We start from the raw sequence: 24,922 nt of genomic DNA, 5'->3' as shown, positions 1-24,922 counted from the left end.
CCCCTGGACCACCATGCCGACGCCCGCCGACCCCGCCGCTCCGCGCCGCCGTGCGCTCGGGCCGGGGCCGGGGGCGGGAGCGGCAGCGATGGAGGCGGCTCCGGAAGCCGTACGGGAGCCGGAAGCCGTTGCCGTAGTACCGGCGGCAGGGCCGGAGCCCGCGGCTGAGCGCACGGCGGCCGACGACAAGCGCTTCACCGTCCGGCTGGTGAACTTCGAGGGCCCCTTCGACCTGCTACTCCAGCTGATCTCCAAGCACAAGCTGGACGTGACCGAGGTCGCGCTCTCCAAGGTCACCGACGAGTTCATGGCGTACATCCGCGCCATGGGCCCCGACGGGGACCTCGACCAGACCACAGAGTTCCTCGTCGTCGCCGCCACCCTCCTCGACCTCAAGGCCGCCCGGCTGCTGCCCGCCGCCGAGGTGGAGGACGAGGCGGACCTCGCGCTCCTGGAGGCGCGGGACCTGCTCTTCGCGCGGCTGCTCCAGTACCGGGCGTACAAGCGGATCGCCGAGATCTTCCAGGACCGTCTGGAGTCCGAGGCCCGCCGCCACCCCCGTACCGTCGGCCTGGAGGACCACCACGCGGAGCTGCTGCCCGAGGTCGTCATCAGCATCGGACCCGAGGGCTTCGCGAAGCTCGCGGTGAAGGCGACGCAGCCGAAGCCCAAGCCCCAGGTGTACGTGGACCACATCCACGCCCCCCTGGTCAGCGTGCGGGAGCAGGCGGGCATCGTGGTGGAGCGGCTGCGCGAGGCGGGGGCGGCGGTGAGCTTCTGCACGCTGACCGAGGACGCGCCGGACACCCTCACCGTGGTGGCCCGCTTCCTCGCCCTGCTGGAGCTGTACCGCGAGAAGGCCGTCACCCTGGACCAGGACGAGGCACTGGGCGACCTGCTGGTGGCCTGGTGCGGCGGGGCGGACGCGGAGCCGGTGGTGACGGACGAGTTCGACCAGGAGATCCAGGAGGTCCAGGAGATCCGGGCGCTGAACGGGACCCCCGAAGAGGAGGACGTACGGGAATGAGCGAGCAGCCGACTCGGGCGGAGGGCGAGGGGGCGGTCGCCGTGCTCGACCTGAAGCCCGCCCTGGAGGCGGTCCTCATGGTCGTCGACGAGCCCGCCACCGTCGACCAGCTGGCCAAGGTGCTCCAGCGGCCCCGCAGGGCCGTGGCGGACGCGCTGCGGGAGCTGGCCGACGAGTACACCGTGCAGCGCCGCGGCTTCGACCTGCGGCTCGTGGCGGGCGGCTGGCGCTTCTACACCCGCCCCGAGTACGCGGCGGCCGTGGAGGGCTTCGTCCTGGACGGCCAGCACGCGCGGCTCACACAGGCCGCGCTGGAGACCCTGGCGGTGGTCGCCTACCGGCAGCCGGTGAGCCGGTCGAGGGTCTCGGCGGTGCGCGGGGTGAACTGCGACGGCGTCATGCGGACCCTCCTCCAGAGGGGCCTGGTGGCCGAGGCGGGCGCGGAACCCGAAACAGGTGCGATCCTGTACAGGACGACGAACTACTTTCTGGAGCGAATGGGCCTGCGCGGCCTGGACGAGCTCCCGGAGCTCGCGCCCTTCCTCCCGGAGGCGGACGCGATCGAGGCTGAGACGCTAGAGGGTGTGCCGTCGTTCGATCCGGACGCACCGGACACCCCGGATACTCACGCAGACGACAAGACGGAATTTTGATGCGAAGCAGTGGCAGGAACAGCGGAAGCGGCAGCGGCGGCCGGCCCCCCAGGAGCGGGAACGGCGCGGGCGGAGGCGGCCGCGGCGGCGGCGGGTCCTTCCGCCAGGGCCAGAGCGGTGGCCAGGGCGGACGCCCCGGCGGCCAGGGCGGACGCGGCGGCGCGCAGGGCGGTCGTTCCGGCGGCCAGGGCGGGCGTCCGGGCTTCCAGGGCGGACGCGACGAGCAGGACAAGGACAAGCGTCCTCGCCGTCCCCGCCCCGAGGAGCGCCGCTACGACGTGGGCAACGACGCCCCCGGCGCCCGGACCGAGCAGGACGGCCCCCGCAAGGGGCGCGGCGCGGCGGCGCGCGGCGGGGCCAAGGGCGGCCCGAAGCCCGCGCAGGGCGGGGGCGGACGCAGCGGCGGTTTCCGTCGCGGTGCCCCCTCGCGCCCGCGCGAGCTGGACGCCAAGATCGAGCAGCGCAACCGCGACCGGTACGCGAACAAGCCCGACATCAAGCTCCCCAAGACCCACCCGGGCGCCGAGCAGGAGGGTGAGCGGCTGCAGAAGGTCCTCGCCCGGGCCGGTATGGGCTCGCGCCGCGCGTGCGAGGAGCTGATCGAGCAGGCCCGGGTCGAGGTCAACGGCGAGATCGTCGTCGAGCAGGGCATGCGCGTCGATGTGCACCAGGACGAGATCAAGGTCGACGGCCTGACCGTCGCCGCGCAGTCCTACCTCTTCTTCGCGCTGAACAAGCCCGCCGGTGTCGTCTCCTCGATGGAGGACCCGGACGGCCGCCAGTGCCTCGGCGACTACGTGACCAACCGCGAGACGCGGCTGTTCCACGTCGGCCGGCTGGACACCGAGACCGAGGGCATCATCATGCTCACCAACCACGGTGAGCTGGCCCACCGCCTCACGCACCCCAAGTACGGCGTCAAGAAGACCTACCTGGCCGCCATCCAGGGCCCCCTGCCGCGTGACCTCGGCAAGCGGCTCAAGGACGGCATCCAGCTGGAGGACGGTTACGCCCGCGCCGACCACTTCCGCGTGGTCGAGAACACCGGCAAGAACTACCTGGTCGAGGTGACCCTCCACGAGGGCCGCAAGCACATCGTGCGCCGGATGCTGGCCGAGGCGGGCTTCCCGGTCGAGCGCCTCGTACGGACGTCGTTCGGGCCGATCCCGCTGGGCGACCAGAAGTCCGGGTGGCTGCGCCGCCTGACGAACACCGAGGTCGGCATGCTGATGCGCGAGGTCGGCCTCTAGCCCGCACCGGGTTCCGCCGGCCGCCGGGTCCCGCTTGAAGGCCCGTGGCCGGTCCTGTTCAGGATTCTCGAACAGGACCGGCCACGGGCCTTCTGCCGTCCCCGTCCATCCTTTATAGTCAGAGTGACTATTAGGAGGGGATTCCGTGGCCGAGGGCTACGACCCGCACGCCTTCGCCCCGTTCGCGGTCACCGTCGACCTCGCGGTCTTCACCGTCCGTGAGACCCGGCTGCACGTGCTGCTCGTCGAACGCGGCCAGGAGCCGTTCCGGGGCAGATGGGCGCTGCCCGGCGGGTTCCTCCTGCCGCGCGAGTCGGCGGAGGGCGCCGCCCGCCGCGAACTCGCCGAGGAGACCGGCCTCGGCCCCGGTACCGTCGGCGCCCTCCACCTCGAACAGCTGCGCACCTACACCGACCCGGACCGCGACCCGAGGATGCGGGTCGTCTCCGTCGCGTACGCCGCGCTCCTGCCGGACCTGCCCGAACCGCACGGCGGCGGGGACGCGGCGAGCGCCCGGTGGGAGGACGCGGACCGCACCGGACCGCTGGCCTTCGACCACGACCGGATCCTCGCCGACGCCCGCGACCGGATCGGCGCCAAGCTCGAATACACCTGCCTGGCCACCGGGTTCTGCCCCGCCGAGTTCACCCTCGGCGAGCTCCAGCAGGTCTACGAGACCATCTGGGGCGTCGAGCTCGACCGCCCCAACTTCCGGCGCAAGGTCCTGGGCGCACGGGGCTTCGTCCGGCCCGTCGAAGGCCCCCCGCGCCGCCGCACGGGCGGACGCGGGAAACCCGCCGCGCTCTACCGGGCGGGCGACGCCACCGCCCTGCACCCACCGCTCCTGCGCCCGCCCGCCACCAGGCCCCAGCCCGCCGCACGGAAAGGACGAGACGGATGACCGTCACCACCCCGCCCCTCACCAAGCAGGCCGCCACCGGCGTGCTCACCGGGCTCGCGCTCGGCGACGCCCTCGGCTTCCCCACCGAGTTCAACGACGTCCCCTCGATCCTCGCCAAGTGCGGCCCCTGGCGGCGGATGGAGCTGCCGAAGCCCGCCTTCGTCACCGACGACACCCAGATGACCATCGCGCTCGGCCGGGGCATCCGCACCGCCATGGACAGCGGACTGCTCACCCCCGAGCGGATGGTGGGCCCGGTCCGCGCGGAGTTCGTCGCCTGGTACCACTCGCCCGACAACAACCGCGCCCCCGGCCGCACCTGCCTGGAGGCGTGCGAACTGCTCGACGGCGACCGGATCTGGCAGGAGGCCAGCCGGACCGGCTCCAAGGGCTGCGGGGCCAACATGCGCGTCGCCCCGATCGGGCTCGTCCCCGGACTGAGCGACGAACAGCGCGCCGGAGCCGCCCAGCTCCAGGCCGCCCTCACCCACGGCCACCCCACCGCGCTGGCCGCCTCCGACCTGCTGGCCCGGGCGGTGTCCCTGCTCGCCCAGGGAGCCGAACCGCTCGGCCTGATCGGCCAGTTGCGCAGCTACGCGTACGAGAACAGCGGCCGCTACCACACACGGTGGCTCGGCAACCTGTGGCGCTTCACGCACGACGCCTCGCCCGAGGCCTTCATCAGCCGTGGCTGGCAGGAGTGCCTGACCGCGCTGGCCACCGTGCAGGACGCCCTGCGCGATCCGTCGCCGGAGACCGACCCCTGCGAGCGGACCGGGGACGGCTGGATCGCGGAGGAGGCCCTCGCCACCGCCCTGCACTGCTTCCTGCTCTTCCCCGAGGAGCCCCTCACCGCCCTGCGCCGGGCCGCCTGCACCCGGGGCGACTCCGACTCGATCGCCTGCCTCACCGGCGCACTGGCCGGGGCGCACCTGGGCGCGGCCGCCTGGCCCAAGGAATGGTCGGAGCGCATCGAGTACCGCAGTGACCTGCTCTCCCTCGCGGCGCTCTGGGACTCCTGATCACCTCCGGTCCGGGCCGTGGACGCCCGCCGTCCCGGCCGTCTCCCGGGCCGCGGACGCCCGCCGGGTCCGGACCAGGAAGTCCTCCACCGCCGCCCGGTCGGGGCCGGCCGGCAGCGGGGAGCGGGCCGCCGCCTCGTCGTTCTCCTCGGCGAGGCGGTTCATCCGGCGCTCCACCTCCGGCCAGGGCACCTCGCCCCGCTTCACCGCCAGCAGCCCGTCCCGCGCCTCACCGACGTCGATGTGCAGTTCACCGGTCCGCAGCAGGTCCCGGCTGCTCGCCAGCAGCCGCAGCAGATGCATCGCGTGCTTCCAGCGCGGCGTCCCGTGCCTTCGGACGTCCGCCTCCAGCCTCCGGCGCTGTCCCATCGCGTAGCGGACGAACCGGTCGTGCGCGAGGCGCGACAGGAACGCCGAGCGCAGCGCCAGCAACTCGCGGCCGGTGTCGTCCACGTACTCCACCAGCGGCGAGTGCAGGCACTCCAGCGCGTTCGGGTTGGCCCGCAGCGCCAGGTCGCAGAAGCGTTCCAGCTCCCAGGAGAACTGCTCCGGCGCGGGGCCCTCGACATGCGTCGGGGGCTTGGTGAAGCGCCAGAACAGCGGGGTGGGAGCGAGGAACACCCCGCGCCGGTCCGTATCGCTGTCCTCGGTGGCCAGCCCGAACGCGCGCGAGCCCATCACGCAGGCGTAGAGCGTGTGGTCGCGTACGAGCGTCTCGTCGGCAGCGGTGGTCATGGCCGGGAGGCTACGGGAGGCAGGGCCGTCCCCGCCTGCCCATTTCGGGGGCGTGCGCGACTCCCGGCCCGGGCGGACCGGTCAGGCCGAGCGGATCGTGCCGCCCGAGACCGTGATCTGCTCGGGGGGCAGCGGACGGGGCGCCGGACCTGCCTCCACCGCCCCGTCCGCGATGCTGTACTTGCTGCCGTGGCAGGGACAGTTGATGGTGCCGTCACGCACCGTCGAGACGAGGCAGCTCTGATGGGTGCAGACGGCGGAGAACGCCTTGAACTCGCCTTCCACCGGCTGGGTCAGCACGATCTTCCGCTCCTTGAGGACCGTGCCGCCGCCGACCGGGACGTCCGCGGTCCCGGCCAGCTCCGCGCCCTCCGACGCGGTCGGCGTACCGGTGGCCTCCCCGGCCCCGCCCTCGTCTCCGGATGATCCGCAGCCGGTCGCCAGGGCGGCGGCGCCCGCCGCGCCCGCGACCAGCACCGTCCTTCGCCGTGCGTTCATGGGCTCTCCTTCGGTGACGGGGGTGGGGCGGTGGGTGCAGGCCATCGTGGCGGCGGAGCGGCCCCAGGTGAAGCAACCGGGCGGACCGTACGCCCGCCCGAGTGGCAGATAGGGTGATTTCGGCTGGCACTGAGCCGGTACGCGCACCTCACGAGGGGCACGACCACGGGCCGGTAACGGTCCCGGCGGCCCGTCCGTCTCACGGACGGAGCACCGAGATCACCGCCGCCCGGACACCTCTAGGCTGACAGGCACGGGCGAGCGGCGAAGAGTGACCGAGCGGCGAAGAGTGACTGAGGGAGTACGACGTGGCGGTACGAGCGGTCCGCGGAGCCGTCCAGCTGGACCGGGACGAGGCCGGGCACATGGACGAGCGGGTCGGTGAGCTGCTGACGGCCGTCCTGGAGCGCAACGGGCTCGTCGCCGACGACCTGATCAGCATCTGGTTCACCGCCACCCCGGATCTGCACAGCGACTTCCCCGCCGCCGCGGCCCGCGGCCTCGGGATCGTCGACGTCCCCCTGATCTGCGCCCAGGAACTGGACATCGACGGGGCCATGCCCCGGGTCGTCCGTATCCTCGTGCATGTCGAGACCTACCTCGCGCGCGCCGAGATCAACCACGTCTACCTCGGCGCCACCGCCGCCCTGCGCAAGGACATCGCCCAGTGAGAACCGCCCTCGTCATCGGAACCGGGCTCGTCGGCACCTCCGCCGCCCTCGCGCTCGCGGGCCGCGGCATCCACGTCCACCTCGCCGACCACGACCCCGAGTCCGCCCGCACCGCCGCCGCGCTCGGGGCCGGCACGGACGGGCCGCCGGAGGACCGCGTCGACCTGGCCGTCATCGCCGTACCGCCCGCGCACACCGCCGCCGTCCTCGCCTCCGCGATGCGCGACGGGGTGGCCCGCGGCTACCTGGACGTGGCCAGCGTCAAGGGCGGCCCGCGCCGTGAGCTGGAGGCGCTCGGCCTGGACCTCACCCCGTACATCGGTACGCATCCGATGGCGGGCAAGGAGCGCTCGGGGCCGCTGGCCGCCAGCGCCGACCTCTTCGAGGGGCGCCCCTGGGTCCTCACCCCGACCCGGGACACCGACACCGAGGTGCTCAACCTCGCCCTGGAGCTGGTCGCCCTGTGCCGGGCCGTCCCCGTGGTGATGGACGCCGACGCCCACGACCGGGCCGTCGCCCTCGTCTCGCACACCCCGCAGCTGATCTCCTCCATGGTCGCGGCCCGGCTGGAGGAGGCCGACGAGACCGCCGTACGGCTGTGCGGCCAGGGCATCCGCGACGTCACCCGGATCGCCGCCTCCGACCCCCGGATGTGGGTGGAGATCCTCTCCGCCAACCCCGGCCCGGTCGCCGACGTGCTCGCCGGGGTCGCCGCCGACCTGGAGGAGACCGTGACCGCGCTGCGCGGCCTGCACTCCGCCGACGAGCAGAAGCGCAGCGCGGGCGCCGACGCCATCGAGGACGTCCTGCGCCGGGGCAATGCGGGCCGCGTCCGGGTCCCCGGCAAGCACGGCGCCGCCCCCGCCGCGTACGAGACCGTGGCCGTCCTGATCGGCGACCGGCCGGGCGAGCTGGCCGCGATCTTCGCCGACGCGGGCCGGGCCGGGGTCAACATCGAGGACGTCCGCATCGAGCACGCCACCGGCCAGCAGGCGGGCCTGGTCCAGCTCATGGTCGAGCCCAGCGCCGCCCCGGTGCTCAGCACGGCGCTCCAGGAGCGAGGCTGGTCGATCCGCGGCTGACGGCCCCGTACGGGGGCGGTCCCGGCCTCCCCCGTACGGGGTACAAGGGCCCGCCCGGTACTCGGTAACCTGGTACGAGGCCGTCGCGCCGCCCCTCCGTCCCCGCCCCGTGTACCAGGAAGGTGTCCACCACCGTGGAAACCGCAGGCTCCTCCGTGATCGTCGCCATCGACGGGCCCTCGGGCACCGGCAAGTCGAGCACCTCCAAGGCCGTCGCCGCCGAGCTCGGCCTGAGCTACCTGGACACGGGCGCGCAGTACCGGGCCATCACCTGGTGGATGCTGAACAACGGCATCGACGTGAGCAACCCGGAGGAGATCGCCACCGCGGCCGCCAAGCCCGTGATCGTCTCCGGCACCGACCCCTCCGCCCCGACGATCACCGTCGACGGCGAGGACGCCTCCGGGCCGATCCGCACCCAGGAGGTCACCTCCAAGGTCAGCGCCGTCAGCGCGGTCCCCGAGGTGCGCACCCTCATCACCGCGCTCCAGCGCTCCATCGCCGCGGCCGCGCCCGGCGGCATCGTCGTCGAGGGCCGGGACATCGGCACGACCGTGCTGCCCGACGCCGACCTCAAGATCTTCCTCACCGCCTCCCCGGAGGCCCGCGCCGCCCGTCGCAGCGGTGAGGTCAAGGGCTCCGACCTGGCCGCCACCCGCGAGGCCCTGATCCGGCGGGACGCCGCCGACTCCGGCCGCAAGACCTCCCCGCTCGCCAAGGCCGGCGACGCCGTCGAGGTGGACACCACCGACCTGACCCTCCAGCAGGTCATCGAGTGCGTGGTCACCCTCGTCGAGGAGAAGCGGGTCGCCGCGTGAGCGATGCCACAGCCGCGCCCACCCTGCGCGGAGCGGCCGTCGGGCGCACCATCGGCATCGGCCTGATGTACGGGCTGTGGAAGCCCCGGGTGCTCGGCGCCTGGCGCGTCCCGGCCACCGGACCCGTCATACTCGCGGTGAACCACTCCCACAACATCGACGGACCGATGCTGATGGGCACCGCGCCCCGGCCGGTGCACTTCCTGATCAAGAAAGAGGCGTTCGTCGGGCCCCTCGACCCGTTCCTGCACGGGATCGGACAGATCGAGGTGGACCGTACGACCGTCGACCGCACCGCCATCAGCCACGCGCTGGGCGTCCTGGAGAACGGCGGGGCGCTCGGGATCTTCCCCGAGGGCACCCGGGGCGAGGGAGACTTCGCCTCACTGCGGGCCGGACTCGCGTACTTCGCGGTGCGCGGCGGAGCGCCGATCGTTCCCGTCGCCGTCCTGGGAAGCACCGAGCGCCGCGGACGGTTGATACGAGGGCTGCCCCCGCTGCGCAGCCGGGTCGACGTCGTCTTCGGTGACGCGTTCGACGCGAGCGCCGGCGACGGGCGGCGTACGCGCAAGGCGCTGGACGAGGCGACCCTGCGGATCCAGGCGAAGCTCACCGCCCACCTGGAAAGTGCCAAGCGCCTCACCGGGCGATAGGCCAGACTTGAGTAGTGGACCGCGCTGATCGCGGTCCATCGATGATGATGCAAAGAGGAACGGACTTCATGAACGACCAGATTCACTCCGAGGGCTCGGGCCACGAGCACGGAGCACTTGGCGATGCCGAGTTCGCGGAGTTCATGGAGCTCGCCGCGCAGGAGGGCTTCGACCTCGAAGAGGTCGAGGGCGCCCTGGACGAGGCCGGTCACGGCCCGCTCCCCGTCCTCGCGGTCGTCGGCCGCCCCAATGTCGGCAAGTCGACCCTGGTGAACCGGATCATCGGCCGCCGCGAGGCCGTCGTGCAGGACAAACCCGGCGTCACCCGCGACCGCGTCAGCTACGAGGCCGAGTGGGCCGGGCGCCGCTTCAAGGTCGTCGACACCGGCGGCTGGGAGCAGGACGTGCTGGGCCTCGACGCCTCCGTCGCCGCCCAGGCCGAGTACGCCATCGAGACGGCCGACGCGGTCGTCTTCGTCGTCGACTCGACCGTCGGCGCCACCGACACCGACGAGGCCGTCGTCAAGCTGCTGCGCCGGGCGGGCAAGCCCGTCGTGCTCTGCGCCAACAAGGTCGACGGCCAGAGCGGTGAGGCGGACGCCACCGCCCTGTGGTCGCTCGGCCTCGGCGAGCCCTACCCGGTCTCCTCGCTGCACGGCCGCGGCACCGGCGACATGCTCGACGCGGTCCTCGAAGCCCTCCCCGAGGCTCCGGCCCAGACCTTCGGCAACGGCGTCCTCGGCGGCCCCCGCCGCATCGCCCTGATCGGCCGCCCGAACGTCGGCAAGTCCTCCCTGCTGAACAAGGTCGCGGGCGAGGACCGGGTCGTCGTCAACGAGCTGGCGGGCACCACCCGCGACCCGGTCGACGAGCTGATCAAGCTCGGCGGCATCACCTGGAAGTTCATCGACACGGCGGGCATCCGCCGCCGCGTCCACCTCCAGGAGGGCGCGGACTACTACGCCTCGCTGCGTACGGCCGCCGCCGTGGAGAAGGCCGAGGTCGCCGTCGTCCTGATCGACTCCAGCGAGTCCATCAGCGTCCAGGACCAGCGCATCATCACCATGGCCGTGGAGGCCGGGCGCGCGCTCGTCGTGGCGTTCAACAAGTGGGACACCCTCGACGAGGAGCGCCGCTACTACCTGGAGCGCGAGATCGAGACGGAGCTCGCACAGATCGCCTGGGCCCCGCGCGTCAACGTCTCCGCCGTCACCGGCCGCCACATGGAGAAGCTGGTCCCGGCGATCGAGACCGCCCTGGAGGGCTGGGAGACCCGCGTCCCCACCGGCCGGCTGAACGCCTTCCTCGGTGAGATCGTCGCCTCCCACCCGCACCCGGTCCGCGGCGGCAAGCAGCCGCGCATCCTCTTCGGCACCCAGGCGGGCACCAAGCCGCCGCGCTTCGTGCTCTTCGCCTCCGGCTTCCTGGAGCACGGCTACCGCCGCTTCGTCGAGCGCCGGCTGCGTGAGGAGTTCGGCTTCGAGGGCACCCCGATCCACATCTCCGTCCGGGTCCGCGAGAAGCGCGGCCGCAACAAGTAGCACGACCGCACCACGGCACGACGAAGCCCCGGACCGCCCCCGCTGACAGGGAGTGGCCCGGGGCTTCGTGCGCTCAGGAGTCCCGCGACCCCGGCGGCAGCGCCGCGGGACGGGGCCGACTCGCGTGCCGGCCCACCCGCTGCCAGGAGCCGAGGCTCCCGGTGTGCTGGCTCTGCCCTCCATAGCCGCTGTGGCCGCCGTGCCCGGACGGGGCCGGGTGGCTGCTCAGCGGGGCCCTGGAGGCGAAGAGACCGGCACTGAAGGCAGGGTAGCCGAGGTTCTCCTCGCCGCTCCGGTCGCCCGGCAACGCCCGGAACGAGCGCCGGTACTCGGAATACAGCGCGTCGTAGATCGGGGTGGGGGACAGGCCCCCCGACGGATCCTGCGAAGGACGCATGGCAGGGATCTGACTCTGATGCTGGCGGGGGGAGTCGTATGAGTACACGTAGGTGCCAACGACCTCACCGCCCGTCGGATGCGGTCCCACAGGAGAAAACGCTGTTCGGCGGGGGTGCCCGAGCTGGGCGGTCATGCTCAGGTCCCGGCCAGCGGCATCGCGGCGGCGACCAGGAGCCCGTTGACCGCGGCCTTCTCCAGGGCGTCCCGGAGCAGGTCCTCGCGCGGCTGCTGGCCGATCGTCCCGGCCGGGGCGGCGAAGACGAGGACCGTCTGCGTCTTGTTGACCGCGGCCCGCCAGCCCTCGGTCACCTGGAGCGGCTGGTGGGCCTGCCACCAGGCGACCGGGTTTCCGCCGCCCGCGCTCGGCTGGAGCACGGCGTGCAGCTGGCCCACCGCCAGCAGCACGGACCAGCCGGGGAGGACCTCGGGCAGCCCGTTCAGATCGGCCGGGCGGAAGCCCTGCTCCAGCAGCAGCTGGAGAAATTCGTCACCCCCGCTGCCGTCGGTGCCGGGCCGGGCGACCGGTCCGGTCGGTTCGACGACCAGGGCCGGACGGAGATCGTCCTCGATGAGGACGAGTCCGCTGGTGATGCCGAGGACGGCCTGTTCGGGCATGAGCCCCTCCGTTGTCTTCTGCTGGCTGCCGGTGATGCTGCGCACCGCGCCCTGAAGCTGTTCTTCCGCGACCTTGACGACCTGCGAAGGGATGCACGTCGCGTGGGCGAACGCGAGCACGGCGGTCTCGTCCCCGATGAACAGCACCGTGCTGGTGCGTTCCTGGTCGGAGTCGCCGGGGGTGCGGCAGGAAGTGCAGTCGTAACTGCCGGGGGTGTCGTCGCCGACGAGCAGCCGGTCGGCTTCGTCGTCGCCGATCTCGGCGCGTACGTCCTGGCTGACGTCGAGCATGCGCGGCACGGGTGGCTCCTCGAACTCGGTGCGTGGGCCGGGCGGTTCCCGGCTCATGAAAGGACAACGCGGGAGCTGTGGCCGGGGTCACGCACCGGAGCGGACGGAAGTGCGGCACAGGTCGACACATCGGTACGTCGAGGAGTCGACGCACGGGTCGAGCGCCGTCCGTGGCCGCCTGCGGCGCGCCTTCCCGAGGTTTTACCCGGGTGCGGGCAACCTCCCGACATCATTCCCCGTCAAGCTCGGAGGAAAGTGCCGGTGAACAGACCGGTGAACAGAGGGGAAGACCGCCGGGAAGTGCAGCCTGGCAGACCAGGTCGACCAGGGGGAAAACAGCGACACCATGCATATTTCTTTTCTTCTTCACAACGCCTATGGGATCGGGGGAACGATCCGGACGACCTTCACGCTGGCCCGCACGCTCGCCGAACAGCACGACATCGAGATCGTGTCGGTCTTCCGCCACCGCGAGGCACCCGCCCTCGGCGCACCCGAGGGCGTGACGCTGCGCCACCTCGTGGACCTGCGCAAGAAGAGCGCGGCCTACGACGGGGATGCCGCCGAACACGCGCGGCCCGCCGCGGTGTTCCCGCGCGGCGACAGCCGGCACAAGCAGTACAGCCGGCTCACCGATGCCCGGATCGCCGCCCACCTCCAGGGAATCGAGGCGGACGTCGTCGTCGGCACCCGCCCCGGACTCAACGTCCACCTCAGCCGCCAGACCCGCCGCGGGCCGGTGCGTGTGGGGCAGGAGCACCTGACGCTGGACAGCCACAGCTACCGGCTGCGCCGCGAGATCGCCCACCGGTACACCCTGCTCGACGCGCTCACCACGGTCACCCGCGCCGACGCGGACGACTACCGCAGCCGCCTGAAGCTGCCCGGCGTCCGGATCGAGGCCATCCCCAACGCGGTCCCCGAGCCCGACTGTGCGCCCGCCGGGGGCGACCTGAAGCGGGTCGTCGCGGCGGGCAGGCTGACCCGGGTCAAGCGCTACGACCTGCTCGTACGGGCCTTCGCCCAGGTCTCCGCCGCCCGCCCGGACTGGCGGCTGCGGATCTACGGCGGCGGGGACGCGACCGGTAACGAACAGGCCGCCCTGCGCGCCCTCATCGACGAACTCGGCCTGCACAACCACGTGTTCCTGATGGGCTCGGCCAACCCGATGGAGGCCGAGTGGCCCAAGGGGTCGATCGCCGCCGTCACCTCGGACCGCGAGTCCTTCGGCATGACCATCGTCGAGGCGATGCGCGGCGGCCTGCCCGTCGTCGCCACCGACTGCCCGCACGGACCGGCCGAGATCATCGAGGACGGCACCGACGGCCGGCTCGTACCGGTGGGCGACCCTGACGCGATCGCCGCCGCGCTGCTCCAGCTGATCGAGAACGACGAACTGCGCCACCGGATGGGCCGGGCGGCGCTCGACGCATCGGCACGCTTCGACCCGGCGCGGATCGCCGAGCGCCACGAGAGCCTGTTCACCGAGCTCGTCGCCCGCGGTGCGCAGGGCCGGGGCCACAGCGCCCTGCGCACGGCCCTGCACCGCACCCGGGGCAGCGTGCTCGACGGGGCGTACGCCCTGCGCTACAAGGCCGCTGACGTACTCCGCAAGGGAAGGGCCGTATGACCGACGCCACCGCCACAACCGCCGTACGCGCCGACTGCGCCGCCGATCCGGCCGGAGCGCTCACCTTCGACCTGGCTCCCGCCCCCGATCCGGACGCCGTACTGCTGCTGCGCCGCCGGGGCGCGGCGGGCAGCCGCCCCGGCGGTACGGTGCGGCTCCCGCTCACCCGGTCCGGGCCCGGGCGGCGGCTGCGGGCCGTCCTCCCGCCCACCACCGCACTGCCCGAGGGGCGCTGGGACGCTTATGTCGAGGAGCCCGGGGGCGAGGGCACCCGGACCGTCGAGCCGGGACTGCGGGATCTGCGCGCCCTCGTCGACCGCAGCCCGGACACCCGTGCCCCCGAGGTCAGCGCCCGGGTCCCCTACCCGACCGCCGACGGCCGGCTCGCCCTGCGCTGCTGGGTCCGCGCCCCGCACGCCGAGGCGGGGGCCATCGCCGTCGGCCCGTCGGGCATGACGGCCGAGGGCGTGCTGTACGGCGTCACGGCGGGGGAGACGGCGGTCGTCGAAGCACGGCTCCCCGGCGAGCCGGAGCGCGTGCACCGCTTCCCGCTCAGCTCGCCGGACGCGCCGTCCGGCGGCTTCGCCTTCGCTCTGCCGTTCGCCGCGCTGGTGACGGGGCCGGTGCGTGGGGAGCAGCTCTGGCAGCTGTGGCTGGTTCCGGCCGAGGGGGCGGCCGGGGTCAGGATCTCGCGCATCCTCGACGACGTCTGGTCCCGCAACAAGTCCTACGTCTACCCGGGCCGCGCGGCCGCCGACGGGGTGGTCGCCACCCCCTGCTACACCGCCGACAACGATCTCTGCGTACGGCTGGCGTCCTCACCCGCCGCCGGATGAGGGCTTGCGGACACAAGCTGTCCGCAAGCCCTGGCAGACTCTCCCGCATGTTGGAGACCTCGGCACGGCTGCTGCGCCTGCTCTCACTGCTCCAGGCCCACCGGGACTGGTCCGGCGCCGATCTCGCCGACCGGCTCGGCGTCACTCCGCGCACCCTGCGGCGGGACGTCGACAAGCTGCGCGAGCTCGGCTACCCGGTGAACGCCAGCCGGGGCACCGGCGGCGGCTACCAGCTCGGGGCGGGCGCGCAGCTGCCGCCGCTGCTCCTGGACGACGAGGAGGCCGTCGCGGTCGCCGTGGGCCTGCGCACGGCGGCCGGCCATGGCGTCGAGGGCATCGGCGAGTCCTCCGTACGGGCGCTCGCCAAGCTTGAGCAGGTGCTGCCGAACCGGTTGCGCCGCCGGGTGGGCGCACTCGGCGCGTTCACCGTGCCGATGGTCCACGGGCCGGACGCCTCCGCCGTCGATCCCGCCGTACTCACCGAGCTGGCGAGCGCCTGCCGGGACGCCGAGCGGCTGCGGTTCGCCTACCGCACCCACGGCGGGGAGGTCTCGCGCCGGACCGTGGAGCCGCACCGGCTCGTCTGCACCGAGCGCCGCTGGTACCTGGTGGCCTGGGACCTGGACCGGGCTGACTGGCGCACCTTCCGGGCGGACCGGATCACCCCCACCCCGCCGCACGGCCCCCGCTTCTCCCCGCGCACCCCGCCCGCCGAGGACCTGGCGGCGTACGTCTCCCGGGGCGTCGCGGTCTCCGCCTACGCGGCCCGGGCGGTCATCCTGCTGAACGCTCCGCTGGCGGAGGCGGCCCGGCGGGTGTCGCCGTCCGCCGGGGTTCTGGAGGCCGTGGACGCGGACACCTGCCGGCTCACCGCGGGCGCTCCGAATCTTGAGGTGCTGGTGATCCACGTGCTGATGATGGGGATCGATTTCGAAGTCGTCGAACCGCCCGAGCTCACCGAGGTGATGCGGGAGGCCCGGGACCGGCTCACCCGCGCGCTCGGCGGATCGTGAGACTCCGGTCGTGCGCCCTCGTGCGGGAAGCGTGCTCCCGCACGAGAAGTGAGAGAAACGTGAAGAAAAGCGTGCCCCGTTTAAGGAACGGGGAAAATCACGGTGCCCGGCCATTCGGGTGACGCCCCGCCCGGATGGCAGAGAAGAAGGTCATCACGGTGATTCCGGAGTGCCGTCACGACCCCCGTCACCGGGTCGATCCGGGGCGTCGGCTATTTCGTACAGATGCTTCCGGGCGGCCCGTTCGAGTGAAAAGCCACCGGTATACAGGTGTGGGAATTCTGTGACACAAGCGTGACCGCCACGGCATCCGGAGATGCACGGCGTCCCCTCCCGGCCCGGCCTTCCGTCACGGTCCGGGGCCGCCTACGGTGAGGGCATGGCATCTCTACCGACCCCTCCAGCACAGCCGGACGACGCCGCCGAGTCGTACGTCGGTCTCGGCGCCGACGCCGCCGAGCAGCAGGCGAGAAGCCGCGGCTGGGACACGGTCCGGGCGGTTCCGCCGGGCACCTTCCTCACCATGGAGTTCCGCCACGGGCGCATCAACTTCCAGGTCGAGGACGGCACCGTGACGCGCTGCTGGGTGGGCTGAACCGCCGCACACCCCTCGACGGCCGAAGGCCCCGACCGTGGTCGGGGCCTTCGGCGTGCGGGGCCGGGCTGTGCGTACCGTTCCCGCGGTAACGGGGAGGGGGCGTTCAGCGGCCCGGCCGCACGGGCTGCGCCGCGTGGGCCCGGGCCCTGCCCCCGGGCGCCGTATGACCCACGGCAAGGGCCGGATCGATCGCGGCGGCCTCGGTGGCGAGGCCGTCGGCGCCGAGCGACTGGGGGAGCAGCACCGGCTGCGGGCCCTCCTCGGCGACGGGCTGCGGACGGGAGCCGCCGAGGCGCTCGCGCCACCGCCGGCGCATCGCGAAGATCCAGGCCTCGGTCCGCGCGATCAGTGGCTCGAACCAGGGCAGTGCCAGCAGGATCAGCAGCCCGGCCGCCCAGCCCAGCAGGACATCGCTGAGCCAGTGCGTACCGATGTAGACGGTGGTGAGGCCGACGCCCAGCGAGACCGTCGCGGAGAGGGCCGACAGATAGCGCCTGGCACGTGGCGTGGTGGCCAGATAGGCCAGGATTCCCCAGGTCACGACGGCGTTGGCGGTGTGTCCCGAAGGAAATATATCGCCGCCGGCGAACATCTCGGCCGAGCCGATCTGCGTCGCGTAGTGCGGGCCCAGCCGCCCGAGGCCCAGCTTGACCGCGCCCACCGTCACATTGAGCAGCAGCAGGGACGTGCCGAGGACCAGCAGCGGGCGGAGTGTGTGCTGACGCCAGGAGCGCCAGCCCAGCCAGCAGGCGACCATCACCGCCGTGGGGCCGCGCTGGCCGAGCACGACGTAGTAGTCGAGGAAGGGGTGCACTTCGGGCCACTGCTGGTAGGGCCGGAACAGCATGACCTTCCAGTCCAGGGCCACCAGCCAGGAGGTGACCAGGACCGCGAAGACGATGGCGAGATAGAACGCCAACGTCCCGCCGAAGAGGGCGATGCGGTGACGGCTCATCCGCGGTGGCTCTATCTTCGGCGGTTCCGGCTCCCGGTCCAGCCGGGCAAAGATGTCGGTACGCACCCAATCGACGTTACAGCGAGTGAGCGTGCGAGCAGGCCAATCCGGCCGCTTTGTGATGACGATGTGATGTGGACTTCGTCTCAGAACGGCTTCTTTTTCGGGCGCGGAGAAGAATCTCCGTGATCTTGCGGTCAATTGCCCCCGGGCCCCGTTCGGAAGCGTGTTTGATCTCCCGATGAATTGGCTCCGCGGGAATCCGCCGGAATTGATCCCGCCATTCGGGGGAGGGGGGCGCCCGTGCGCCCGGGCCTGCCGGAGGCCCGGGCGCACGCGGGGCACGGGGAGCCCCCCGAACGGGCCCGGTATGGCGTACGACACACTGTGTGGCGGACCGGGGTATGAGGTGGACCACGTGTGACCTCACCGAACTGGCGTACGCTGACGGCGCACTCGCCCGTCGATGCCGGGCCCGAGGTGATCGGCAGAAACCCCCCAGGGGGCGCGCCCCGCATCACCGTCGGTCCGCCGAGCGCGAGGGACTCATCGGGAGGTACGCAGATGTCCGGGACGACCACGGCCGGAGTCCGGCTGCGCCGAGCCGCCGCCGACGCCAATCGCTGGGTCGTCCTCGTGGTCCTCTGCCTCAGTCTCCTGGTCGTGGCACTGGACGCCACCGTGCTCCACGTCGCCGTTCCGGCCGTCACCGAGGACCTGCGCCCGAGCGGCACCGCCCTGCTGTGGATCGTCGACTCCTACCCCCTGGTCTGCGCCTCGCTGCTCATCCTCTTCGGCACGCTGGGTGACCGGATCGGCAGACGCCGGGTCCTGCTCCTCGGCTACGCGATCTTCGCCATCGCCTCCGCGCTCGCGGCGACGGCCGACACCCCCGGCGTCCTCATAGCGGCCCGCGCCCTGCTCGGCGTCGGCGGCGCGATGATCATGCCCGCCACCCTGTCGATCCTGCGCCAGGTCTTCCCCGACCGCCGGGAGCGGGCGCTCGCGATCGGGGTGTGGACCGCGGTCGCCGCGGTCGGGGCGGCCACCGGGCCGGTCATCGGCGGCTTCCTGGTCGAGCACTTCTGGTGGGGCTCGGTCTTCCTGATCAACATCCCGCTGATGGCCGTGATCCTGCCGCTGGGCCGCTGGCTGCTGCCCGAGTCACGCGGCGGCGCCGACGGCCCGTGGGACGTGCTGGGTGCGCTGACCGCCGCCGCCGGAGTGCTCGGGGTCGTCCTCGGAGTCAAGCGCCTCGGCGGCGGCGCGAGTCTCTTCGACCCGGTCGCGCTCGGCCCGCTCGCCCTCGGCCTCGCGCTCCTGATCGTGTTCGTGCGCCGTCAGAAGCGCCGTACGCATCCGCTCATCGACATCGCGATGTTCGCCCGCCCGGCCTTCTCCACCGCCGTCGGCTGCATCGTCCTCGCCATGCTGGCCCTGGTCGGCCTCCAGCTGATCGCCGTGCAGTACCTCCAGCTGGTGCTGGGGCTCAGCCCGCTGGAGACCGGGCTGCGGCTGCTGCCGCTGACGTTCGCCGCGATGGCCGCGGGAGCCACCGGCTCCTCCGCCCTGCGCCGGCTGGGCCCGCGCCGCATGGTGGGCTGGGGTTTCGTCCTCACCGCGTCCTCGGTGCTGCTGCTCACCTCGATGGGCCAGCACGACCGTCCCGCCCTGCTGACCTGTGCCTTCGTCCTGCTCGGCTTCGGACTTCAGACGACGCTCTTCGGGGCGTACGAGTCGATGCTCAGCGACGCCCCGCCGGAGCGTGCCGGTGGCGCGGCGGCGATCGGCGAGACCTCGTACCAGCTGGGCGCGGGCCTCGGCATCGCCCTGCTCGGCAGTGTCATGAACGCGGCCTACGCCCCCGGCCTCGCCTCCCTGCGCGAGAAGGGCGTCCCCGCCCGGGCGGGCGCCGAGGCCTCCCACTCGCTGGGGGAGGCCTACCAGGTCGCCGCGCAGCTGGGCGGTCCGATGGGCGAGCTGCTGCGCTCCACGGCCCGGCACGCCTTCGTCGGCGGACTCCACATCACGCTCTTCGTCAGCGCCGGGCTGCTGCTGCTCGGCGCGCTCGCCGCGCTGCGGCTGCCGAAGGCCATGGACTGCCCGTCGAAGGAGCTCTGTCCCCGGGCCGACAGCGACGCCGTCCGGCCGGTCGCCCCGGCCGTCCAGGAGCGCCCGGCCCCGCGTCTGACGCTGCCCGCGCGGCGCGAGCCCGCCGAGGCGGCCGGCTCTGGACGAGCGGCACACTGAGCCGTAACGTCAGCACGAACGCCCTGACTACCACTGCTAGTTTCCGGAGGGCGGGGGTGTCTCCCGGTCCTCCGAGCACCGTGCGAGCCGCCGGAGGCACCCTCATGTCCAGCACCGAGTCCGCGAAGCCGTCGAAGCTCCCGCCGTTCGACGCATCCGATCCCCTCGGCATCGATGACCTGCTCGGCCCCGACGACCTCGCGATCCGCGACACCGTCCGCACCTGGGCCGCCGACCGCGTCCTGCCGCACATCGCCGAGTGGTACGAGAACGGCGAGCTGCCCGGCATCCGGGAGCTGGCGCGCGAACTCGGGGCGCTGGGCGCGCTCGGCATGTCGCTGGAGGGCTACGGCTGCGCCGGGGCGAGCGCCGTCCAGTACGGTCTCGCCTGCCTGGAGCTGGAGGCCGCCGACTCCGGGATCCGCTCGCTCGTCTCCGTACAGGGCTCGCTCGCGATGTACGCGATCCACCGCTTCGGCTCCGAGGAGCAGAAGCAGCGGTGGCTGCCCGGCATGGCGTCCGGCGAGATCATCGGCTGCTTCGGCCTGACCGAGCCGGACCACGGCTCCGACCCGGCCGGGATGCGGACGTACGCCAAGCGCGACGGCGAGGACTGGGTGCTCACCGGCCGCAAGATGTGGATCACCAACGGCTCGGTCGCCGGGGTCGCGGTCGTCTGGGCGCAGACCGACGAGGGCGACGAGGGCCGGGGCATCCGCGGCTTCGTCGTCCCGACCGGCACGCCCGGCTTCTCCGCCCCGGAGATCCGGCACAAGTGGTCGCTGCGCGCCTCGGTCACCAGCGAACTGGTCATGGACGGGGTCCGGCTGCCCGCCGACGCGGTGCTCCCGGGTGCAAAGGGGCTGCGCGGCCCGCTCAGCTGTCTGAGCCACGCGCGGTACGGCATCGTCTGGGGCGCCATGGGCGCGGCGCGGGCCAGCTTCGCGTCGGCCCGCGACTACGCGAGGAGCCGGGAACAGTTCGGCCGGCCGATCGGCGGCTTCCAGCTCACCCAGGCCAAGCTGGCGGACATGGCCCTGGAGCTGCACAAGGGCATCCTGCTCGCCCACCATCTGGGGAGGCGCATGGACGCGGGACGGCTCCGCCCCGAACAGGTCAGCTTCGGCAAGCTCAACAACGTGCGGGAGGCCATCGAGATCTGCCGCACCGCGCGCACGATCCTCGGGGCCAACGGGATCTCGCTGGAGTACCCGGTGATGCGGCACGCCACGAATCTGGAGTCGGTGCTCACCTACGAGGGCACCGTGGAGATGCACCAGCTGGTGCTGGGCAAGGCGCTCACCGGTCTCGACGCCTTCCGGTGACCACGGCACGTCCGAAGGGGCGCGCCGACCGGAGACGCTGACCGGAACTTTCCGGCGAGCGCCCTGCTCAGCTCTGGTTGAAGAAGCCGTCGGTCGTACGGCCGGCGGCTTCACCGGCCACCACCTGGGTGTCGGCCGGGGACAGCAGGAAGACCCGGGTGGCCACCCGGTCGATCGAACCGCGCAGACCGAAGATCAGCCCGGCGGCGAAGTCCACCACGCGCTTGGCGTCGGCGGGGTCCATGGCCGTGAGGTTGACGATCACCGGGACACCGTCCCGGAACAGCTCACCGATGGCCCGGGCGTCCCGGAAGCTGTCCGGGGTCACCGTGGCGATCCGGCGGTCCTGCTCCTCGGCCGCCTCGGCGGCCACCTGCACCCGCGGGTCGGTGACCCAGGCCTGGTTGTTCGTGCCGGTCTCCGCGCCCTCGGCGTACTCGTCGTCGTAGTACCGCTCGTCGTTGTCCTCCACGAGGCCCAGCCAGGCACTCGCCTTGCGCACCGATCCCATGGACGCCTCCTCTCACCGCGGTTCCTTGGTGTTCCGCATCTCTTTCGTATCCCTATGGTCGTCCATGATGCGGATACCGCGCCAAGTGGATAGTCGGCGCGCAGGCGATTCGTGACGGTACTGGTGCAGAAGATGTGGCGGTTCGTCAGGTTTCTGCCCGTATAAGACGGGTTGCGAAAGGAAAATATGATGCTCCGGTCCGTACGGGTGATGGAGGGGACGTACGGGTGAACGGATCGCTCGATACGATGCACGGCGCTCCGGTGCGCGAGTGGCGCGCACCGGCCGGAACAGCTCGCGGGGGATCGTCGTGTTCGGAATCGTCAGGCCCTGTACGCACCGGCTCTCCGAGGGGCTCCGGACCGAGTGGATGGCCCATCTCTGCGGTCTCTGCCTGGCTCTGAGGGCGGATCACGGACAGTTCGCCCGGATGGTCACGAACTATGACGGTCTGATCGTCTCGGTTCTGACGGAGGCTCAGACGGGGCTCACCCCGGCCGGACGCCGCACCGCGGGCCCCTGCCCGCTGCGTGCCATGCGCACCGCCCCGGTCGCCCGGGGTGAGGGGGCCAGGCTCGCCGCCGCTGTCTCGCTCGTCCTCGCCTCGGCGAAGGTCCGCGACCACGTCGCCGACCGGGACGGGCTGTTGGCCCGCCGCCCGGTCGCCGCCGCCGCGCGCCGGGTGGCCGCGGGCTGGGACCGCGCGGGCGCCCGGACCGGGGCCGCACTCGGTTTCGACACCGCCCTCCTGGTCGACGCGATCGACCGGCAGACCGGGATCGAGACGCTCGCCGGACCCGGCACCCCGCTGCTGACGGTCACCGAACCCACTGAGACGGCCACCGCCGCCGCCTTCGCCCACACCGCCCACCTCGCGGGCAGGCCGCAGAACGCCGCGCCGCTCGCGGAGGCGGGCAGGCTCTTCGGGCGGCTCGCTCATCTGCTGGACGCCGTGGAGGACCGGGAAGCCGACGCCGCGTCGGGCGCCTGGAACCCGCTCACGGTGACCGGCACCCCGCTAGCCGAGGCGCGTCGACTGTGTGACGACGCGCTGCACGGCGTACGGCTCGCGCTGCGCGAGGTGGAGTTCGTGGACGGCGAGCTCGTCCACGTGCTGCTCGCCCACGAACTGCGGCGCTCGATCGACCGGGCGTTCGGCTCCTCGTCCTGCTCGCACCGGCAGCCCGGTGAGGGCCGGGGGCTGCTGACCCCGGACGGCGCCTTCGGGCCGCCGCCGGGTCATCCGTACGCTCCTGGGGGCCCGGGCTCCCCGCCGCCCCCGCCGCAGCCGCCCCGTGACCGGCGCGGGCTGATCGCCGGGTGCCTGGTGTGGGCCGGCCTCGCCTGCACCTGCCAGATGTGCTGCGGGAGCTTCGAGGACCCCTGGAGCCGGGAGCGGCGGGAAGGGCTGTGCAACAGCTGCGGCGACTGCTGCGAGGTGTGCAACTGCTGCGGCCAGTGCGGCGAGGGCTGCTGCTGTTGCGGCGAATCCTGCGGCTGCGACTGCTGAGGTGGCGTCAGCCGCTTCCCCGCTGCGGTCGCACCTCGGCCCCGCCGAGCCGTATGGAAAGGTTGACCGCATGAGCACGGACGTGACGCAGCAGGAGCAGGTGGGCGGCCCGGACGCCGCGCGGGACTGGCAGCGGTGGCACGCGGGGCGCGTCGTCGCGGTCGCCGCCCCGTACGGCCCTCTCTCCCTGACCGGGACCCACTGGCTCTCCGACTACCCGGAAGGGCGAATTCCGGCCGTCCCGGGTCACTGGCGCGAGGACGGCGACGAGGTGGTCCTCACGGCCGCGGCGGACGACGGCATCGTTGTCGACGGCAGGGCGCTGACCGGCGAGGTCCGGCTCGGCGCGGACCGCGGACCCATCGACGACTCCCGGGTGACGCAGGGGGTCCGGCGGCTGGTGGTGCTCCGCCGCGAAGGGCTCTGGGCGGTACGGGACTTCGACCCGGACTCGTCGGCCCGGCACGCCTTCTCGACCATTGAGGCCACCCCGTACGACCCCCGCTGGGTGCTGCCCGGCGTCTTCCGTCCGTACGGCGGCGACCGGACCGTGCGGGTGGCCAACGCCGACGGGGTCGAGCGGGGGCTCGGGCTCGGCGGGGAGCTCGCCTTCACGGTGGACGGGGACGAGCACACGCTCCAGGTGGCGGTCGAGCCCGACGGTTCCCTATGGGCCGTCTTCGCCGACGCCACCAGCGGGAACGGCAGCTACCGCTTCCGTTTCCTGCGCCCCGGCGCACCGGACGGGGACGGTGGCGTGCGGGTCGACTTCAACCGTGCCCTGCTGCCGCCCTGTGCCTTCGCCGATCACTTCATCTGCCCCTTCCCGCCCCCGGGCAACACGCTCACCGTGGCGGTCCCGGCGGGGGAGCGGAACCGCGTCGACTCCTGACCTGCGAGACGTCCCTCCGGCCCCGGCGGCCCCACGGCTTCCGGGGCCGGATACGCGTGGGGCCCGCGTGGCCGAAAGGCATGCTTGCGCCGCCTGTCCGGCCCCCTCGATACTCCCGTCAGCGATTGTCAGGGGCACGGCAAACTCGGAATCCGGACACGCCCCCGACTGCGCCTCACGGGCCCACCACCCCACAGGAGGGCCCCCGATTCCCCTCGGAGGAACCCGAAGTGAGGATCAAGCGCACCAGCAACCGCTCCAGCGTGGCGAGAGGCGTCCGTACCACGGCCGTCCTCGCGGGGCTCGCCGCCGTCGCGGCCATGGCCATCCCCACCGCGAACGCCGAAACCCCCCGTACGTTCAGCGCCACCCAGCTGACCGCGGCGAGCGACGCCGTGCTCGGCGCCGACATCGCGGGCACCGCCTGGAACATCGACCCGCAGACCAAGCGCCTCCTCGTCACCGTGGACAGCACGGTCACACAGGACGAGATCAACCGGATCAAGAAGGCGGCCGGCGCCAACGCCTCCGCCCTCACGATCGAGCGCACGCCCGGGAAGTTCACCAAGCTGATCTCCGGCGGCGACGCGATCTACTCCAGCACCGGACGCTGCTCCCTCGGCTTCAACGTCCGCAGGGGAAGTACCTATTACTTCCTGACCGCCGGTCACTGCACCAACGGGACGGGCACCTGGTGGGCCAACTCCGCCCGCACCACCGTGCTCGGCACGACCGCCGCGTCCAGCTTCCCGAACAACGACTACGGCATCGTGCGCTACACCAACTCCACCATTCCCAAGAGCGGCACGGTCGGCGGCCAGGACATCACCAGCGCCGCCAACGCCACCGTCGGGATGGCCGTCACCCGCCGGGGCTCCACGACCGGCACCCACAGCGGATCGGTCACCGGACTCAACGCCACCGTCAACTACGGGGGCGGCGACGTCGTCTACGGCATGATCCGCACCAACGTGTGCGCCGAGCCCGGCGACTCCGGCGGCCCGCTCTACTCCGGCACCCGGGCGATCGGTCTCACCTCCGGCGGCAGCGGCAACTGCTACTTCGGGGGCACGACCTTCTTCCAGCCGGTCGTCGAAGCCCTGAACGCGTACGGCGTGAGCGTGTACTGACCGGCGCACCGGGCCGCGCCCGGAGCCGTATCCGTACATACGAGCCCCCGTCCGGAATTCCGGACGGGGGCTCCCGCTCGTCGGGGAGCTCTTGAGAGGATGGCGCCACGACGGCA

The 24,922-nt window shown here is 72.6% G+C and carries 25 protein-coding genes; 19 read left to right on the top strand and 6 right to left on the bottom strand.

Going from position 1 to position 24,922, the window contains the following annotated elements:
• Positions 1–13: 13 nt before the first annotated feature.
• The 5 genes from ACZ5WC_RS15805 (at position 14) to ACZ5WC_RS15785 (ending at position 4,853) form a co-directional block, all read left to right on the top strand.
• Positions 14–1,027: a segregation and condensation protein A gene (locus ACZ5WC_RS15805; protein ID WP_468541319.1), complete on the top strand. Its 1,014-nt coding sequence runs from the start codon at positions 14–16 to the stop codon at positions 1,025–1,027.
• The gene (scpB, locus tag ACZ5WC_RS15800; protein ID WP_468541318.1) at positions 1,024–1,680 is read left to right on the top strand and encodes an SMC-Scp complex subunit ScpB; all 657 of its coding nucleotides are present in this window, start codon (positions 1,024–1,026) and stop codon (positions 1,678–1,680) included. The genes ACZ5WC_RS15805 and scpB overlap by 4 nt, the downstream gene beginning before the upstream one ends.
• The gene (locus ACZ5WC_RS15795) at positions 1,680–2,930 is read left to right on the top strand and encodes a pseudouridine synthase (protein WP_468541317.1); all 1,251 of its coding nucleotides are present in this window, start codon (positions 1,680–1,682) and stop codon (positions 2,928–2,930) included. The genes scpB and ACZ5WC_RS15795 overlap by 1 nt, the downstream gene beginning before the upstream one ends.
• Before the next feature lie 145 nt (positions 2,931–3,075).
• The gene (locus ACZ5WC_RS15790) at positions 3,076–3,831 is read left to right on the top strand and encodes an NUDIX hydrolase (protein WP_468541316.1); all 756 of its coding nucleotides are present in this window, start codon (positions 3,076–3,078) and stop codon (positions 3,829–3,831) included.
• Positions 3,828–4,853 carry an ADP-ribosylglycohydrolase family protein gene (locus tag ACZ5WC_RS15785; RefSeq protein WP_468541315.1) on the top strand — a complete coding sequence of 342 codons (1,026 nt, stop codon included), beginning with the start codon at positions 3,828–3,830 and terminating at the stop codon, positions 4,851–4,853. The genes ACZ5WC_RS15790 and ACZ5WC_RS15785 overlap by 4 nt, the downstream gene beginning before the upstream one ends.
• Here ACZ5WC_RS15785 and ACZ5WC_RS15780 read toward each other — a convergent pair whose 3' ends face one another.
• Positions 4,854–5,588 carry a nucleotidyltransferase domain-containing protein gene (locus tag ACZ5WC_RS15780; RefSeq protein ID WP_468541314.1) on the bottom strand — a complete coding sequence of 245 codons (735 nt, stop codon included), beginning with the start codon at positions 5,586–5,588 and terminating at the stop codon, positions 4,854–4,856.
• A gap of 81 nt (positions 5,589–5,669) precedes the next feature.
• Entirely contained in the window at positions 5,670–6,086 is a 417-nt protein-coding gene (locus ACZ5WC_RS15775) for a Rieske (2Fe-2S) protein (protein WP_468541313.1), read from the bottom strand.
• Positions 6,087–6,394: 308 nt separating this feature from the next.
• On the opposite strand from ACZ5WC_RS15775, the gene aroH reads away from it, so the two are divergent.
• The 5 genes from aroH (at position 6,395) to der (ending at position 10,851) form a co-directional block, all read left to right on the top strand.
• Positions 6,395–6,757: a chorismate mutase gene (gene aroH / locus ACZ5WC_RS15770; RefSeq protein ID WP_096633025.1), complete on the top strand. Its 363-nt coding sequence runs from the start codon at positions 6,395–6,397 to the stop codon at positions 6,755–6,757.
• Positions 6,754–7,839 (top strand): prephenate dehydrogenase, encoded by a 1,086-nt coding sequence (locus tag ACZ5WC_RS15765; RefSeq protein WP_468541312.1) that lies wholly within the window; start codon positions 6,754–6,756, stop codon positions 7,837–7,839. The genes aroH and ACZ5WC_RS15765 overlap by 4 nt, the downstream gene beginning before the upstream one ends.
• A 122-nt stretch (positions 7,840–7,961) precedes the next feature.
• Positions 7,962–8,657, top strand: a complete 696-nt coding sequence (cmk, locus tag ACZ5WC_RS15760; protein ID WP_468541311.1) for a (d)CMP kinase — start codon at positions 7,962–7,964, stop codon at positions 8,655–8,657.
• On the top strand, positions 8,654–9,310 hold the full coding sequence (locus ACZ5WC_RS15755; protein WP_096633022.1) for a lysophospholipid acyltransferase family protein: 657 nt from the start codon (positions 8,654–8,656) through the stop codon (positions 9,308–9,310). The genes cmk and ACZ5WC_RS15755 overlap by 4 nt, the downstream gene beginning before the upstream one ends.
• 68 nt (positions 9,311–9,378) lie before the next feature.
• A complete protein-coding gene (gene der / locus ACZ5WC_RS15750) occupies positions 9,379–10,851 on the top strand; it encodes a ribosome biogenesis GTPase Der (protein WP_468541310.1) in 1,473 nt (490 codons plus the stop codon).
• Between the two features lie 73 nt (positions 10,852–10,924).
• Here der and ACZ5WC_RS15745 read toward each other — a convergent pair whose 3' ends face one another.
• Both ACZ5WC_RS15745 and ACZ5WC_RS15740 read right to left on the bottom strand, forming a co-directional pair.
• Entirely contained in the window at positions 10,925–11,248 is a 324-nt protein-coding gene (locus ACZ5WC_RS15745) for a hypothetical protein (RefSeq protein WP_468541309.1), read from the bottom strand.
• A 137-nt stretch (positions 11,249–11,385) separates the two neighbouring features.
• Positions 11,386–12,165: a hypothetical protein gene (locus tag ACZ5WC_RS15740; RefSeq protein WP_468541308.1), complete on the bottom strand. Its 780-nt coding sequence runs from the start codon at positions 12,163–12,165 to the stop codon at positions 11,386–11,388.
• Positions 12,166–12,502: 337 nt separating this feature from the next.
• Between ACZ5WC_RS15740 and ACZ5WC_RS15735 the strand changes: the two genes are divergently transcribed.
• From ACZ5WC_RS15735 to ACZ5WC_RS15720, 4 genes are all read left to right on the top strand, one after another.
• Positions 12,503–13,786 (top strand): glycosyltransferase family 4 protein, encoded by a 1,284-nt coding sequence (locus tag ACZ5WC_RS15735; protein ID WP_468541307.1) that lies wholly within the window; start codon positions 12,503–12,505, stop codon positions 13,784–13,786.
• Positions 13,783–14,622, top strand: a complete 840-nt coding sequence (locus ACZ5WC_RS15730; protein ID WP_468541306.1) for a transferase — start codon at positions 13,783–13,785, stop codon at positions 14,620–14,622. Before ACZ5WC_RS15735 ends, ACZ5WC_RS15730 begins: the two co-directional genes overlap by 4 nt.
• A gap of 47 nt (positions 14,623–14,669) precedes the next feature.
• A complete protein-coding gene (locus tag ACZ5WC_RS15725) occupies positions 14,670–15,635 on the top strand; it encodes a helix-turn-helix transcriptional regulator (protein WP_468541305.1) in 966 nt (321 codons plus the stop codon).
• Positions 15,636–16,014: 379 nt separating this feature from the next.
• Positions 16,015–16,230 carry an I78 family peptidase inhibitor gene (locus tag ACZ5WC_RS15720; protein WP_468541304.1) on the top strand — a complete coding sequence of 72 codons (216 nt, stop codon included), beginning with the start codon at positions 16,015–16,017 and terminating at the stop codon, positions 16,228–16,230.
• Between the two features lie 106 nt (positions 16,231–16,336).
• Here the strand turns inward: ACZ5WC_RS15720 and ACZ5WC_RS15715 are convergent, their stop codons facing one another.
• A complete protein-coding gene (locus ACZ5WC_RS15715; protein ID WP_468541303.1) occupies positions 16,337–17,254 on the bottom strand; it encodes a phosphatase PAP2 family protein in 918 nt (305 codons plus the stop codon).
• 498 nt (positions 17,255–17,752) lie between these two features.
• Between ACZ5WC_RS15715 and ACZ5WC_RS15710 the strand changes: the two genes are divergently transcribed.
• Together ACZ5WC_RS15710 and ACZ5WC_RS15705 are read left to right on the top strand one after the other, a co-directional pair.
• A complete protein-coding gene (locus ACZ5WC_RS15710; RefSeq protein WP_468541302.1) occupies positions 17,753–19,438 on the top strand; it encodes an MFS transporter in 1,686 nt (561 codons plus the stop codon).
• A gap of 104 nt (positions 19,439–19,542) precedes the next feature.
• Positions 19,543–20,763, top strand: coding sequence for an acyl-CoA dehydrogenase family protein (locus ACZ5WC_RS15705; protein WP_468541301.1), 1,221 nt, complete (start codon positions 19,543–19,545; stop codon positions 20,761–20,763).
• Between the two features lie 67 nt (positions 20,764–20,830).
• Here the strand turns inward: ACZ5WC_RS15705 and ACZ5WC_RS15700 are convergent, their stop codons facing one another.
• The gene (locus tag ACZ5WC_RS15700) at positions 20,831–21,274 is read right to left on the bottom strand and encodes a cell division protein SepF (RefSeq protein ID WP_096627766.1); all 444 of its coding nucleotides are present in this window, start codon (positions 21,272–21,274) and stop codon (positions 20,831–20,833) included.
• Positions 21,275–21,584: 310 nt separating this feature from the next.
• Here ACZ5WC_RS15700 and ACZ5WC_RS15695 point away from each other — a divergent pair, with 310 nt between their 5' ends.
• The 3 genes from ACZ5WC_RS15695 (at position 21,585) to ACZ5WC_RS15685 (ending at position 24,806) form a co-directional block, all read left to right on the top strand.
• Entirely contained in the window at positions 21,585–22,784 is a 1,200-nt protein-coding gene (locus ACZ5WC_RS15695; protein ID WP_468541300.1) for a DUF5685 family protein, read from the top strand.
• A 70-nt stretch (positions 22,785–22,854) separates the two neighbouring features.
• Entirely contained in the window at positions 22,855–23,676 is an 822-nt protein-coding gene (locus ACZ5WC_RS15690) for a DUF1684 domain-containing protein (protein WP_468541299.1), read from the top strand.
• A gap of 230 nt (positions 23,677–23,906) precedes the next feature.
• On the top strand, positions 23,907–24,806 hold the full coding sequence (locus ACZ5WC_RS15685; protein ID WP_468541298.1) for a S1 family peptidase: 900 nt from the start codon (positions 23,907–23,909) through the stop codon (positions 24,804–24,806).
• The last annotated feature ends 116 nt before the right edge of the window (positions 24,807–24,922 follow it).

It is taken from the genome of Streptomyces sp. NPDC033165, assembly GCF_055577965.1.
Note: the sequence above shows the minus strand (reverse complement) of the source record. Positions and strands in the feature narration are given on the sequence as shown.

Excerpts from the sequence above, each read along its gene's own strand:
- ACZ5WC_RS15805 (WP_468541319.1), top strand. The coding sequence starts at position 14 with ATGCCGACGCCCGCCGACCCCGCCGCTCCGCGCCGCCGTGCGCTCGGG.
- scpB (WP_468541318.1), top strand. The coding sequence starts at position 1,024 with ATGAGCGAGCAGCCGACTCGGGCGGAGGGCGAGGGGGCGGTCGCCGTG.
- ACZ5WC_RS15795 (WP_468541317.1), top strand. The coding sequence starts at position 1,680 with ATGCGAAGCAGTGGCAGGAACAGCGGAAGCGGCAGCGGCGGCCGGCCC.
- ACZ5WC_RS15785 (WP_468541315.1), top strand. The coding sequence starts at position 3,828 with ATGACCGTCACCACCCCGCCCCTCACCAAGCAGGCCGCCACCGGCGTG.
- ACZ5WC_RS15780 (WP_468541314.1), bottom strand. The coding sequence starts at position 5,588 with ATGACCACCGCTGCCGACGAGACGCTCGTACGCGACCACACGCTCTAC.
- ACZ5WC_RS15775 (WP_468541313.1), bottom strand. The coding sequence starts at position 6,086 with ATGAACGCACGGCGAAGGACGGTGCTGGTCGCGGGCGCGGCGGGCGCC.
- der (WP_468541310.1), top strand. The coding sequence starts at position 9,379 with ATGAACGACCAGATTCACTCCGAGGGCTCGGGCCACGAGCACGGAGCA.
- ACZ5WC_RS15745 (WP_468541309.1), bottom strand. The coding sequence starts at position 11,248 with ATGCGTCCTTCGCAGGATCCGTCGGGGGGCCTGTCCCCCACCCCGATC.
- ACZ5WC_RS15735 (WP_468541307.1), top strand. The coding sequence starts at position 12,503 with ATGCATATTTCTTTTCTTCTTCACAACGCCTATGGGATCGGGGGAACG.
- ACZ5WC_RS15730 (WP_468541306.1), top strand. The coding sequence starts at position 13,783 with ATGACCGACGCCACCGCCACAACCGCCGTACGCGCCGACTGCGCCGCC.
- ACZ5WC_RS15725 (WP_468541305.1), top strand. The coding sequence starts at position 14,670 with ATGTTGGAGACCTCGGCACGGCTGCTGCGCCTGCTCTCACTGCTCCAG.
- ACZ5WC_RS15720 (WP_468541304.1), top strand. The coding sequence starts at position 16,015 with ATGGCATCTCTACCGACCCCTCCAGCACAGCCGGACGACGCCGCCGAG.
- ACZ5WC_RS15710 (WP_468541302.1), top strand. The coding sequence starts at position 17,753 with ATGTCCGGGACGACCACGGCCGGAGTCCGGCTGCGCCGAGCCGCCGCC.
- ACZ5WC_RS15705 (WP_468541301.1), top strand. The coding sequence starts at position 19,543 with ATGTCCAGCACCGAGTCCGCGAAGCCGTCGAAGCTCCCGCCGTTCGAC.
- ACZ5WC_RS15700 (WP_096627766.1), bottom strand. The coding sequence starts at position 21,274 with ATGGGATCGGTGCGCAAGGCGAGTGCCTGGCTGGGCCTCGTGGAGGAC.
- ACZ5WC_RS15690 (WP_468541299.1), top strand. The coding sequence starts at position 22,855 with ATGAGCACGGACGTGACGCAGCAGGAGCAGGTGGGCGGCCCGGACGCC.